Consider the following 14044-nt stretch of genomic DNA (forward strand, 5'->3'; position numbering starts at 1 on the left):
AAAGAAAACTATCTCACACTTTAACAACATATTCTCTGATAAGAAAAATATGATTTTAAGCTTAGTTTAATTTTAAATAGAACGATTAAAAAAACCGCTGATCGAAATCAGCGGTTTTTATCATCCGAAGATAAGAATAACTTATTTGTTACGCTTACGTTCGTTTTCAGTCAACCAGCGCTTACGGATACGGATTGACTTAGGTGTTACTTCAACTAATTCATCATCTTCAATGAACTCAAGCGCTTGTTCAAGCGTATATTCAATTGCAGGTACTAAAGTTAAAGCATCATCTGTACCAGAAGCACGTACGTTAGTTAACTGTTTAGCTTTAGTTGGGTTAACCACCATATCGTCTGAACGTGAGTTAATCCCTACGATCATACCTTCGTAAACTTCTAACTGTGGTTTAGCGAATAGACGACCACGGTCTTGCAAGCTGAACAATGCATAGCCAAGGCAAGTACCTTGAACCATAGAAATCAACACACCGTTTTGACGCTTCGCAACAGTACCTTGTTTCATCGGACCGTAGTGAGAGAAGCTTGAAGTCATGATTCCTGTACCAGAAGTCATAGTCAAGAATTCTGAACGGAAACCAATTAAGCCACGTGAAGGTACAGTTGCTTCAATACGGATACGGCCTTTACCGTCAACTTCCATATTTGTCATTTCACCTTTACGGTTACCCATTTGTTCCATTACAGAACCTTGGTGCTGTTCTTCAACGTCAAATGTAACGTTTTCGTAAGGTTCTTGTTTTTCACCGTCAACTTCTTTCAAGATTACTTGTGGACGAGATACGCCCATTTCGAAACCTTCGCGACGCATGTTTTCAATTAAAACTGAAAGGTGAAGTTCACCACGACCAGATACTTTAAAACGGTCTGGACTGTCAGTGTCTTCTACACGTAATGCTACGTTGTGAATTAATTCGCGGTCTAAACGTTCACGGATGTTACGTGAAGTAACGAATTTACCTTCTTTTCCTGCAAACGGCGAGTTGTTTACTTGGAAAGTCATTGTTACTGTAGGTTCATCTACAGACAATGGTGGTAAAGCTTCAACATTTTTCGGATCACAAATCGTGTCAGAAATATGAAGTTCATCAATACCTGTAATACATACGATATCGCCTGCTTGAGCAGAATCAACATCAACACGCTCTAGACCGTGGTAACCCATAATTTTTAAGATACGGCCGTTACGTGTCTTACCGTCTTTATCAATGACAGTTACAGGTGTATTTAAACCAATTGAACCACGTTGAATACGACCAACACCGATAACACCTACGAAGCTGTTATAGTCAAGTGAAGAGATCTGCATTTGGAATGGACCATCAGCATCAACTGCTGGTGGTTCAACAATGTCAACGATTGTTTGGAATAATGGCGTCATGTCGTCAGCCAATTCTTCTGGAGAAGGACCAGCAACACCACGTAAGCCAGATGCATAAACAACTGGGAAGTCTAGCTGTTCGTCAGAACCGCCAAGGTTGTCGAACAAGTCAAACACTTGGTCAATAACCCAGTCTGGACGCGCGCTTGGCTTGTCAACTTTGTTGATAATTACGATTGGTTTTAAACCACGAGCAAACGCTTTTTGAGTTACAAAGCGAGTTTGTGGCATTGGACCTTCTTGAGAGTCAACTAATAACAATACACAGTCAACCATCGACATTACACGTTCAACTTCACCACCGAAGTCGGCGTGTCCCGGGGTGTCAACGATATTAATACGGTATTCAGTATTCGTACGAGCATCGGTCCATTTAATTGCAGTGTTCTTTGCAAGAATGGTAATACCACGTTCACTTTCAATAGCGCCCGAATCCATGACACGCTCAATCTCACCAGCGCGATCACCAAGAGCACCTGATTGTTGAAGTAATTTATCGACAAGTGTGGTTTTCCCGTGGTCGACGTGGGCAATAATTGCAATATTGCGGAGATTTTTGATATCTGACATAGAATTCGATAAGCCTGAAACTTGAGGGCAAATTATACAGAAAAATTATAGATTTTAGTAGTGACAGTTTATTGACATTGACAAAAAAAATTTCCAATAGCCTGTATTTCGTTTTGTAAAGATAGTTATCTCGATTAGAATAGCGCCACTTTGCAAAATTGCGGCAGACCTACACCCATGTCCAATCAACACTCTCAAGACCATTTAGACCTTGTTTATGGTTTAAATGATAGACCAAAACCTTTGATCGCTTTTTTAGCAGCTTTCCAGCATTTGCTTGCGATTATTGTACCAATTGTTACACCTGGCCTTTTAATTTGCTTAGCTTTAGGCGTTTCACGCACCGAAACTAACATGATTTTATCCATGTCTTTGGTGATTTCGGGTATTGCTACATTTTTACAATGTAAAAAAGTTGGTCCGTTTGGTGCTGGTCTTCTGATTGTTCAAGGCACAAGCTTTAACTTTATTGGTCCTATTATTGGTATTGGTAGTGCAATGGTGGCTGCAGGAACACCAGTCAACCAAGTCATGGCTGCAATTTTCGGTGTAGTAATTGCTGGCTCCTTTATTGAAATGGGTGTTTCGCAAATTCTTCCATGGGTAAAAAGACTAATTACTCCTTTGGTGACAGGTATTGTTGTTTTATTAATTGGCTTAACGCTTATTAAAGAAGGCTTGATTAGTATGGGTGGTGGCTACCAAGCCATGCAAGATCATACTTTTGCAAGTGCAGACAACCTTATTATGTCATGTACCGTACTTGCCATTATTATCGTTCTAAATCGTATTCGAGTGGTTTGGATTAAAAGCTCAGCTATTTTAATCGCGCTAGTGATTGGTTACATTCTTGCTGGATTTATGGGACATCTAGATTTCTCTAGTATTAAAGATGCACCCCTCGTACAAATTCCAACACCAATGCACTTTGGTTTGAGCTTCTCATGGGGCTTATTCATTCCAATGGCATTCATTTATTTGGTGACCTCTTTAGAAGCCATTGGAGATGTGACAGCAACCAGTAAACTTTCTAACCAACCTGTCAATGGTCCTGAATGGATGAAACGTATTAAAGGTGGTGTATTAGTAAATGGTGCAAACTCTTTACTCGCTGGATTATTTAATACTTTCCCAAGTTCTGTTTTCGCTCAAAATAATGGTGTAATTCAACTCACTGGGGTAGCTAGCCGCTATGTAGGTATCTGGATTGCTGGATTACTTATTTTATTAGGTCTATTTCCTGCGGTAGCTGGTGTTATACAAGCAGTTCCTCAAGCAGTTTTAGGCGGCGCTGTTATGGTTATGTTCGGTGCCGTGGCTGCATCAGGCATTAATATTCTTTCATCTATTCACCTTGATCGCCGAGCATTATTAATTATTGCCATCTCACTTGCATTAGGTTTGGGTGTTGCTCAAGTTCCTCAAATTTTAGAGCATCTTCCAGAATTGTTTAAAAATATTTTTAGCTCTGGCGTGGCAACAGGTGGTATAGCCGCATTAATTTTAAATGTTGTGCTTCCTGAAACGCATAAATAACTAACTTTTAATTTTGATTACTGCCCAGCTCCCACTGGGCATTCTTCTTCATGAGAGATGTACATGGATCCTAGAAGTGAAGTGGTATTAAGACAGCAAGACTATTTGAAAGGTAGTATCTTGTTAATTAATGCACCGAATGATGCCTTAGTCAGTCAATTACCAGCTGGAACTGATGCGTCAGTCTGGACATGGAACCATGCCGACTATCAAGGATTTATAAATAGTGGAACAAAAGCTCACTTCTCAGTTGAGTTTCCCTCACAAGAATTCGACCAAGCAATTATTTTTGTTCCAAAATCTAAAGAACTCTTAAATTACATATTACATGTAGTGATGAGCCATCTTAAAACCAATCAATCGGTTTTTTTAGTCGGTGAAAAAAAAGGTGGCGTAGAAAGAGCAGCCAAACAATTACAAAGCTTTGGCAAAGTACTAAAACTTGATAGTGCACGTCACTGTCAACTATGGCACTTAAAGATTGAGAAAACAGAACAGATTAAACCTCTAGAAAAATGGCTTAAAACCTATACTGTTCAGGTTAATGAACAAGAGCTTACGATTTGTGCCCTTCCCGGTGTTTTTAGCCAAAATCATCTAGATGTCGGAACTGCTGTTTTACTCCCTTATCTTAATCAGGTGAAATCAGGTAGAATTGCCGACTTCGGGTGTGGTGCTGGAATTATCAGTTGCTATTTGGCAAAAATAAATTCAAGTAATATTATTCATGCCCTAGATATTGATGCTTTCGCTTTACGGTCAACGGAAATGACTTTTAGTCGAAATGGAATAGGTTCAGACCAGTTGAGATTGCAGCCTGTCATAGGTATTGCAGACGCTCCAACAGAACTCGATGCCATTGTCAGTAATCCTCCTTTCCATCAAGGTATTCATACCAACTATGATGCAAGTGAAGGACTCTGCCAAAACGCTAAAAAACATTTAAAGGCATCAGGTGAGCTATGGATTGTAGCAAACCGTTTTTTAAACTATCCGATCTTAATTGAGAAGCACTTTGGTCAGTGCCAGATTAAAACTGATCTTCAAGGCTTTAAGGTGTTATATGCCTGTGCATAACAAACTATGTAAGGAATCTCCATGAGCGAAACACATGCTCCTGAAAAACTCCAGCGTAAGCTTGGGGCTCGTCATCTGAATATGATCGCCATTGGTGGTTCCATTGGTACAGGCCTCTTTCTTGCTTCTGGATCGACCATTGCAAATGCTGGCCCAGGTGGAGCACTACTCGCCTATTCTCTTATTGGTATTATGATTTACTTCTTAATGACCAGTTTAGGTGAACTTGCAACCCATAATCCAACTTCTGGAGCTTTTTTTACATATGGTAGTCGTTATGTCGAAGAAGGCTTTGGCTTCGCTTTAGGTTGGAACTATTGGTATAACTGGGCAATTACAGTTGCATTCGAACTTGTTGCAGTTCAGTTTATTATGAAGTTCTGGTTCCCTGATATACCAGGCTTTTACTGGAGTGCTCTGTTCCTCATCGTAATTTTTGCAATCAATGCCATGACAGTAAAAGGATTCGGCGAAAGCGAATTCTGGTTCTCAATGGTAAAAGTGATCGCAATCGTTGCCTTTATTATCATTGGCTTAGCCATGATCATTAAGATTATGCTAACGCCAGGTGTCGCAGCTTTTGGAAACTGGACCTATAAAGAAGCACCTTTTGTTGGTGGTTTACAGGCCATGATCGGTGTAGCAATGATTGCCGGATTCTCCTTCCAAGGGACTGAAATGGTGGGGGTTGCTGCTGGTGAATCTAAAGATCCAAAGAAAACCATTCCACTTGCAATCAAACAGATTTTCTGGCGAATCTTATTATTTTATATCTTATGTATCTTCATTATCGGCACGCTAATTGCCTATGATGACCCAAATTTATTACAAGCTGCTACCACTGAAAATGTTGCACTTTCTCCGTTTACATTGCTCTATGAAAGAGTTGGCTTTGCTTTTGCAGCTGGTTTAATGAATGCTGTCATTCTTACTGCTATTTTGTCAGCAGGTAACTCAGGCATGTATTCATCAACTCGCATGTTATTTAAAATGGCTCAGGAAGGTCGTGCACCAAAGTGGTTTGCAAAACTTGATGGTCGTGGCGTTCCAATGAATGCACTATATGCCACCACATTTATCGCCGCTTTTTGTTTCTTGACAACCTTTATTGGTGAAAAACAAGTCTTTAACTGGCTACTGAATATGTCAGGAATGTGTGGTTTCATTGTCTGGCTGGGCATTGCTATTTCACACTATCGTTTCCGTAAAGGCTATATTGCTCAAGGATATAAATTAGAAGATTTAGCTTACCGTGCCAAATTTTTCCCATTTGCCCCTTGGTTTGCCTTTATTCTTTGTTCAATCATCATCTTAGGGCAGAACTATCAAGCCATTTTAGGTGGAAAAATTGACTGGTTAGGCCTACTTTCAACCTATATTAGTTTGCCATTATTCTTAATTATTTGGTTAGGCTATAAGTGGAAAAATAAAACTAAACTGATCGCTTATGATCAAATGAATGTGAAGCCAGAGCAAGACTAAGAATCGGTAATTAAAAGTAAATCAAAGATCAAAAGCTTGATCTTTGATTAAAAAAGCGTAAAATGCCGTTCAGATTTTCAACGGCGCTTTTAAATAAGGAGGACATCATGCCAACACTACAAGGTAAAACAGATTAAATAATTTGGCACGATGTCAGCTCACGGACAAGTGTACAAATTCACTTCACTTGTCCGAATGCTCAAATTTAAGACCTAGCATTCGCTAGGTTTTTTTATGCCTGCTCGGACAAAAATAAGAGAAAAATTATGGGCATACAAAAAATATTAAATGAGGAAGCACTTTACGGTGTTCCCGTTAAAATTTTCACTCAAGATATAGATAGTGAAAGTATCGAACAACTCAAGAAAATGGCTCAACTGCAATTTATCTACTCACATATTGCTGTTATGCCAGATGTTCACGTAGGAAAAGGCGCGACTGTAGGCAGTGTTATTCCAACTAAACATGCCATTATCCCAGCTGCTGTAGGTGTAGATATTGGCTGTGGAATGAATGCAATTCGCTTAAGCCTGAAGGCCTCACAATTGCCTGATAACTTAAGTCGTTTACGTGATGCAATCGAACGTAAAGTACCAGTCGGATTTGCTTTGCATAAACAAGTTAAAGCAAAAGCTTCTAGCATTATTCCACTTGAAAAACGCTTAGAGCCCATTATCAAAAAGCATCCTGGACTTGTTCGAATGCTTCGACAATTTGATGCAACATGGCAAAAGCAACTTGGTACTTTAGGTGGTGGCAATCACTTTATCGAATTATGTATTGATGAAAATCAAGACGTATGGGTGATGCTACATTCAGGTAGCAGAGGGCTGGGTAACGTTATTGGTACTTATTTTATTGAATTAGCCAAGAAAGAAGCTCAGCATCGTTTTGGTCACGTACCGGATAAAGACTTAAGTTATTTTGCCGAAGGCTCAAACAGCTTTGATGATTATGTAGACGCTGTAGAGTGGGCTCAAGAATATGCTTTTGAAAATCGCAAAGAAATGATGCGTTTAATTTTAGAAGCGATTCGCTCCCTTCTACCCTCTTTTCAAATGACCAAAGAGGCTATTAATTGTCATCATAATTATGTAAGCCGTGAAACACATTTCGGTGAAAGTTTATTGATTACCCGAAAAGGTGCAATTCGAGCAGGCTTAGATGAATTAGGCATTATTCCAGGTTCAATGGGAACACGCTCTTATATCGTCAGAGGTAAAGCAAACCCTGAATCATTTTGTTCTTGCTCTCATGGAGCAGGTCGCAAGATGAGTCGAAGCAAGGCAAAAAATCTTTTTAACCAGCAAGATCTTATTGAACAAACCCAAGGTATTGAATGCCGTAAAGATAGTGGTGTTGTTGATGAAATCCCAAGTGCTTATAAAGATATTGATGAAGTCATGGCAAATCAGGCTGACCTCATTGAAGTTGTTCACACACTTAAACAAGTTTTATGTATTAAAGGTTAAAACATGAAAATTAAAGAAATGCCAAAAATCAAAGTCCGTAATCAAGTGGCTCTTTCCCCTTTACTTCACAAAGGTGGAATGCATGAAACGGAGAAACCTCGTGCTCAACATCGTAGAGATAGACAAGATGCTAAACAGCAATTGAGAAAAGGTGATTGGTAAATAATTTAGACCAAGATCGAAAGTAATTATTATTAAGGAGACATAAAATGACTAAATATTTTAAAAATCTCAATAAAAAAAGCGACTCTAACGAGTCGCTTTTTTACTGTTCAAGAACTCAAATTATTGAGCTGCTGCAGGAGCTGCCGCTTCTTGACCAGGTTGAACAACTACAGTACGGCTACCAGTGATTGTCGCGAATACACGACGGTTCATAGCACGACCTTCTTTAGTTTTGTTGTCAGCAATCGGTTGATCCCAAGCGAAACCTTGAGTAGACAAACGAGATGCATCAACGTTGTATTCGTTTACAAGAGCTGATTTAACAGAGTTAGCACGAGCTAAAGATAAACGTTCGTTTAACTTACGTGGACCAGTGTTATCTGTGTGACCTTCGATACGTGCAGTAGCGTTAGGGTATTCAGTTAACTTCTCAGCAACTTTAGCGATTTCTGGCTTGTATTGGTCTTTGATGTTTGATTTGTTAGTATCAAAGAACACACGAAGTTCCATGTTAAGGTCTTCAGTTAACTCTTGTGGTTGTGGAGCAACTGGAGTTGGTTCAACTGGAGCAACTTCTACTACAGGAGCAGCAGGCTTCAAGTGACCACCAAGAACTACGTTTAAACCAGCAAGAGCTGTATAGTTCCAGAATTTTTCGTCAAAGTTATAAGTACCACGAGCTTCTGTACGAAGAGATAAAGCATCGTTTAAGCGCCAGAAAGCACCAAAACCAGCATTACCTAAAGTACCTTCTTCATCGTTATGATAAGAAAGGTCAGGAATTTCGTATTTGTAGTGACCAGCACCTAACAATACGTATGGCTTGATTTTGCTGTCATAGTTTTTAGTGATTAAATCAGAAGTAACATAGAAGTTACCGTTGATTTGTTTTTGTTTGTATTCAGCGCCAGCAGCAAGACCGTCTACATCACCTTTAACTTGGTTATATTCAGCTTCGAAACCTAACCATGGAGTTAACTCAATACCAAGAGCTGCACCAACGAATAAATCGTCTTGTAGTTCAGGTCCGTTAGTTAACTCACCTTTGTCACCGCCATTGTTGTGTTGGCTGTCTTGGAAAGTGTAACCAAGCAATAATGGTGTAACAGTTACGCCAGCATTAGCAGCAGCTAATGGAGCAGCAACAAGCATAGCAAGTGCAATACGACTCAATTTCATGGATATCCTCCAGAGATAACAATTGTTGTTCAAGCTCAGCCTAAATTTATTGGCCCCTGAGATATTTTCACCCCAGTATTATTTTTAAGCTATTCACATTTGAATCATACAAACACTTGATAGACTTTCCAAGTGCTTGATAATTTTAATCAAGTAAATTATTGACAAAATTACTTACAATTTCCGTTGTAATTCGGTAATTTTTTACTCAACTAGCAAATATGAACAACTTCTTTCTTTCGCTTAGGGTGATTTTACCAGTATTCTAGCGTCCTGATAACCTTTATTTAATTTTGTGTTTCCTCATTATAAAAAGTCATATAAATCATTGATAGAACGCATAAAATCAAAATATTTCTTTATATATTAAGGAATTTTAATGTTTAAATCTCCCGGTTTCACATTGATGGAACTCACTATAACGCTCGCAATTCTTATGATTATGTTCACCCTAGCCCTTCCTTTATACCACCAATTTATGGCTTCAATGGAATTAAAAAACACGCCTCAACTACTCACAATTCATATACAAAAAGCCAAATACGACGCAATTCTACGACATAAGAGTGTCGTACTTTGCCCAAGTGTTGATTTGTCTATATGTAATAGTAATTGGGATACAAGGCTTATAAGCTTTGTAGACACAAATCATAATCTACAAAGAGAAAGCGATGAAGAAATATTAACCAATATTGAACTTAATCATCGTTATGGCTCTTTGAAATTTCAAAAATTCGGCAAAAAATTAAATAGTATCGTATTTCAGGGAGATACTGGACTTCCACGTGAGTCTAACGGCAGTTTTACTTATTGTTCTTATAGTCAGCTTAAAAACGTTAAATTAGTTCTCAGCAAAATGGGGCATGTACGCTTAGAAGAACTTCAAAATTGTTAGAACTCTACAGTCTAATACAGAATCCAAGCCATACCCCATTTTGCAATATACTGCTTAAGTTTTAATGTTTTCTTAATTTGAGATAAAGAACAATCGGAGATTACAACAATGACTGATATCGTAATTGTTAATGGTGCTCGTACTGCTATGGGTGGTTTTCAAGGATCACTATCAGGACTTACAGCGCCTGAACTAGGTGCTGTAACGATCAAAGAAGCAATCGCACGAGCAGGTTTACAACCTACTGATGTCGAAGAAGTCATTATGGGTTGTGTTCTTCCTGCAGGCTTAAAACAAGGCCCTGCTCGTCAAGCAATGCGCAAAGCTGGCTTACCTGATTCTACAGGTGCTGTGACGATTAATAAGCTTTGTGGCTCTGGCATGAAAGCCGTGATGCAAGCAACCGACATGATTAAAGCAGGCAGTGCTGAAATTGTTGTTGCCGGCGGCATGGAGTCTATGACAAATGCACCTTATGTTTTACCAAAAGCACGTGCCGGCTATCGTATGGGCCATGGTGAAATTAAAGATCATATGTTTCTTGATGGACTTGAAGATGCTGAAACTGGTCGTCTAATGGGTTCTTTTGCTCAAGATATGGCAAATACTCGTGGCTATACACGCGAGCAAATGGATGACTTTGCAATCCGCTCTTTGAAACGTGCTCAAACAGCAATTACCGAAGGCTATTTCAAAGATGAAATTGTTTCGGTTACCGTACCTAGTCGCAAAGGCGATGTCGTTGTTGATCAAGATGAACAACCTTTAAATGCAAAGATCGACAAAATTCCTTCACTTAAACCAGCTTTTGCAAAAGACGGTACAATTACCGCAGCAAACGCAAGCTCTATTTCAGATGGTGCATCTGCATTAGTATTAACTTCAAGTGAGGTTGCTACTCAACGTGGTTTACAGCCTCTGGCAAAAATTATTGCAACAGCTTCAAACTCTCAGCATCCTTCAGAATTTACAATTGCTCCTGTTGGCGCTATTGAAAAAGTTCTTAAAAAAGCGGGCTGGAATGCTCAAGATGTTGACCTGTGGGAAATTAACGAAGCTTTTGCCATGGTTACCATGTGCCCAATTGATGATTTCAAACTTGATGCTGAAAAAGTCAATATTAATGGTGGTGCTTGTGCATTAGGTCATCCAGTAGGTTCTACAGGTTCTCGTATTATTCTTACACTGATTCATGCACTGAAACGTACTGGCGGTAAAAAAGGTATTGCAGCACTTTGTATTGGCGGTGGTGAAGCAACAGCCGTTGCGATTGAACTTATTTAATTAAAATTAACTATTTTAAAATCCCACTTCGGTGGGATTTTTTTATGAAAAAACTACAAAAAAAGACCCACAAAATCACTTTTAAGTTTTAACTTATTCTTTTAAACGAAAACAACAATGGACAATAACAATGCAACTCAATCACTATCTCAATTTCCAAGGTCAGGCAGAGCAAGCCTTTAATTTTTATAAATCAGTTTTTGGTGGCGAGTTCGCCATGTTGAGTCGCTATGGTGATATGCCACCGTCAGAAGGTGTGACATTATCTGAAGCGAACAAAAATCTGGTTCTTCACGTTTCTCTACCTATCAATGAATACACTGTACTCATGGCATCAGATACAAATGATCAGTTCTGTGCGCCTAACAGTGTTTTTACCCAAGGCAATAATCACTACATCGCAATTAACCTTGAAAAGGACGAGCAAGAAAAGGCTAAACAACTTTTTGATGCGTTGTCTGTTAACGGTCAAATTGAAATGCCTCTAGAAAAAACCTTCTGGGGTGCATTATACGGAGCGTTTACCGATCAATTTGGTATAAAGTGGATGGTTAACTGCCAACTTGATACATAATTTTCAATATAAAAAAATCCCGCAAATTGCGGGATTTTTTATTTCAGGATTTATTGAGCACCTGTTTGATAACTCGCTTCTGGCACACCAGTTGAAGCTTGATACGGATTGGTAAAGTCTTGCAAACCTGCCGCAGCTTCTTGTACGTCTTTGCCTTCTTTTACTACAAAGCTATCAAAACCAGAACGCTTTAAGTAGTTTAAAACATCCTTAAACACATCACCTGTTGCACGTAACTCACCTTGGAAACCTTGGCGGCGTAATAGTGCTGCAAATGAGTAACCTCGGCCATCACCGAAACCTGCAAACTCAATAAAAATTGCATCAAGTTCATTTAATGGGAAAGTATGATTTTCAGGGGAGTCATTTACCGTCACATACAAAGCTTTTTTGCCTTGAACATTAACTAATTGATCAAGTTGAGCCGTTGTTACCACAACATCACCTTGAGGAACTACACCATCTTCAGCAATGATTTGATAAGTATTATCTGCAATCGTGCCATCTTTATAAAGCACTGGTAGAGCTGTATTAAGCATATGCACGCTCCTTAAATGGTTGAATTCCTACACGGCGATATGTATCAACAAAACGCTCACCTTCCGTACGCAAATCAAGGTAAGTATTTAATACTTCTTCGATTACATCTGGCACAGCATCTGCTGCAAATGATGGCCCTAAGATGTCACCGATTGATGCATCATGGTCAGAATTACCACCTAATGTAATTTGGTAGAATTCAGCGCCTTTCTTATCTACACCTAAAATACCGATGTTACCTACGTGGTGATGACCACAAGCATTCATACAACCAGAAATATTTAGATCTAAATGACCAAGATCATAAACTTTATCTAAGTCATCAAAACGACGTGTAATTGCTTCAGCAATTGGAATTGATTTCGCATTTGCAAGTGAACAGAAATCACCGCCCGGGCAACTAATAATATCGGTAATAAAACCAATATGTGCACGTGCCATATTTTGTTGCTCAAGCGCTTGCCATACATCGAACAAGTCTTTTTGAGGGACATCTGCCAAAGCAATGTTTTGTTCGTGAGTCGTGCGAAGTTCACCGAAAGTATATTTATCAGCAAGATCTGCAATAAAGTTCATTTCTTCAGTGGTCATATCACCCGGTGCGATACCTGCACGTTTTAGAGAAATCGTAACAATACGATAGCCCTTCACTTTATGCGCATGCGTATTGATATTGAACCACTGTTTGAATTTTGGATGCTCAGCAAATAAAGCGGTAAAGTCTTCATCGGCTAAATCTTGATAATCAAACGGGGTGAATTCTTCATCCAGTTTTTTCAAGATTTCTGGCTGAATTTTCAATGCTTCACGTGTATGTTCAAATTCAGCTTCAACTTTCTGAGCAAACACTTCAGGAGTTAATGCTTTAACTAGAATTTTAATACGCGCTTTGTATTTATTATCACGACGGCCATGCAAGTTATAAACACGTAGAACCGCTTCTAAATAAGCAATTAAATCTTCACGTGGTAAAAACTCACGAATAACGCTACCAATGATTGGAGTACGGCCTAAACCACCACCAGCCATAATTTTATAGCCGATTTCGCCCGCTTCATTACGCACGATATAGACACCAATATCGTGGAATGCAGTTGCCGCACGATCTTTTTCTTCAAGTGCAGAAACAGCGATTTTGAACTTACGTGGCAAGAATGCAAATTCTGGGTGGAATGTACTCCACTGACGAATCAATTCACATGTTGGACGTGGGTCTGCAATTTCACCAGCAACTACACCTGCATATTGGTCAGTTGTTGTGTTACGAATACAGTTACCACTGGTTTGAATGGCATGCATTTGTACAGTTGCAAGTTCAGCCAAAATATCTGGCACATCTTCAAGTGCAGGCCAGTTCAACTGGATGTTTTGACGTGTAGATACGTGTGCATAACCACGGTCATAAGCAGTTGAAACTTCAGCAACTTTACGTAATTGCTTAGAATTCATTAAGCCATACGGCACAGCAATACGCAGCATAGGCGCATAGCGTTGCACATATAAACCATTTTGCAAACGTAACGGACGATATTCATCTTCAGAAAGTTTGCCAGCTAAATAGCGTTCAGTCTGATCACGGAACTGAGCAACTCGTTCATTAACCAGCTGCTGGTCGAAATCGGTATATAAATACATGGCGTATGGCTAGTAGATTCATTATTAAGGCGGATAGCATAGCGAGCTTTCATTCATCAATAAAATGCTTTTTTTGCATATTTAATAACGGTTTTATTGATAAGCTTTAATATAAATCGACATAAAAAAGCCCGGATAAATCCAGGCCCTTTCTATAAAAGCTTTTTATTTGTTATCTGGTAAGGCATAGGCCACTAAATAATCGCCCATTTTTGTACCAAATGAACCATGACC

At 39.1% G+C, this 14044-nt stretch carries 13 protein-coding genes; 8 read left to right on the top strand and 5 right to left on the bottom strand.

What is annotated here, in order from left to right; translation table 11 throughout:
- Positions 1-141 precede the first annotated feature (141 nt).
- Complete coding sequence (gene typA, locus UC75_RS15390) at positions 142-1971, bottom strand: translational GTPase TypA (protein ID WP_004789229.1); 1830 nt, start codon at positions 1969-1971, stop codon at positions 142-144.
- 177 nt (positions 1972-2148) lie between these two features.
- On the opposite strand from typA, the gene UC75_RS15395 reads away from it, so the two are divergent.
- The 5 genes from UC75_RS15395 to UC75_RS19185 all read left to right on the top strand — a co-directional run bounded on the left by UC75_RS15395 (position 2149) and on the right by UC75_RS19185 (position 7700).
- Positions 2149-3507: a uracil-xanthine permease family protein gene (locus UC75_RS15395; protein ID WP_049838089.1), complete on the top strand. Its 1359-nt coding sequence runs from the start codon at positions 2149-2151 to the stop codon at positions 3505-3507.
- Positions 3508-3570: 63 nt separating this feature from the next.
- Positions 3571-4584, top strand: a complete 1014-nt coding sequence (locus UC75_RS15400; RefSeq protein WP_013196891.1) for a methyltransferase — start codon at positions 3571-3573, stop codon at positions 4582-4584.
- A 21-nt stretch (positions 4585-4605) separates the two neighbouring features.
- Positions 4606-6066, top strand: a complete 1461-nt coding sequence (locus tag UC75_RS15405) for an amino acid permease (protein ID WP_004789223.1) — start codon at positions 4606-4608, stop codon at positions 6064-6066.
- A 266-nt stretch (positions 6067-6332) separates the two neighbouring features.
- Complete coding sequence (locus UC75_RS15410; RefSeq protein ID WP_049838090.1) at positions 6333-7538, top strand: RtcB family protein; 1206 nt, start codon at positions 6333-6335, stop codon at positions 7536-7538.
- A 3-nt stretch (positions 7539-7541) separates the two neighbouring features.
- Positions 7542-7700, top strand: coding sequence for a hypothetical protein (locus UC75_RS19185; protein WP_005309734.1), 159 nt, complete (start codon positions 7542-7544; stop codon positions 7698-7700).
- Positions 7701-7823: 123 nt separating this feature from the next.
- On the opposite strand, the gene omp38 is transcribed toward UC75_RS19185, so the two are convergent.
- Complete coding sequence (gene omp38 / locus UC75_RS15415) at positions 7824-8882, bottom strand: outer membrane protein Omp38 (protein ID WP_049838091.1); 1059 nt, start codon at positions 8880-8882, stop codon at positions 7824-7826.
- A 379-nt stretch (positions 8883-9261) separates the two neighbouring features.
- Between omp38 and UC75_RS15420 the strand changes: the two genes are divergently transcribed.
- The 3 genes from UC75_RS15420 (at position 9262) to UC75_RS15430 (ending at position 11635) form a co-directional block, all read left to right on the top strand.
- On the top strand, positions 9262-9777 hold the full coding sequence (locus UC75_RS15420) for a GspH/FimT family pseudopilin (protein ID WP_049838092.1): 516 nt from the start codon (positions 9262-9264) through the stop codon (positions 9775-9777).
- A gap of 108 nt (positions 9778-9885) precedes the next feature.
- The gene (locus UC75_RS15425) at positions 9886-11061 is read left to right on the top strand and encodes a thiolase family protein (RefSeq protein ID WP_049838093.1); all 1176 of its coding nucleotides are present in this window, start codon (positions 9886-9888) and stop codon (positions 11059-11061) included.
- Positions 11062-11191: 130 nt separating this feature from the next.
- Entirely contained in the window at positions 11192-11635 is a 444-nt protein-coding gene (locus UC75_RS15430) for a VOC family protein (protein ID WP_009389331.1), read from the top strand.
- A gap of 50 nt (positions 11636-11685) precedes the next feature.
- Here the strand turns inward: UC75_RS15430 and UC75_RS15435 are convergent, their stop codons facing one another.
- The 3 genes from UC75_RS15435 to UC75_RS21980 all read right to left on the bottom strand — a co-directional run.
- The gene (locus tag UC75_RS15435; RefSeq protein ID WP_049838094.1) at positions 11686-12174 is read right to left on the bottom strand and encodes a DUF934 domain-containing protein; all 489 of its coding nucleotides are present in this window, start codon (positions 12172-12174) and stop codon (positions 11686-11688) included.
- Complete coding sequence (locus UC75_RS15440) at positions 12167-13810, bottom strand: nitrite/sulfite reductase (protein ID WP_004789205.1); 1644 nt, start codon at positions 13808-13810, stop codon at positions 12167-12169. The genes UC75_RS15435 and UC75_RS15440 overlap by 8 nt, the downstream gene beginning before the upstream one ends.
- 165 nt (positions 13811-13975) lie before the next feature.
- Positions 13976-14044, bottom strand: a 69-nt coding sequence (locus tag UC75_RS21980) for a hypothetical protein (RefSeq protein WP_228137432.1), incomplete at its 5' end; no start/stop codon positions are given.

The sequence above is a fragment of the Acinetobacter sp. V2 genome, assembly GCF_001188385.1.
GTDB lineage: Bacteria > Pseudomonadota > Gammaproteobacteria > Pseudomonadales > Moraxellaceae > Acinetobacter > Acinetobacter oleivorans.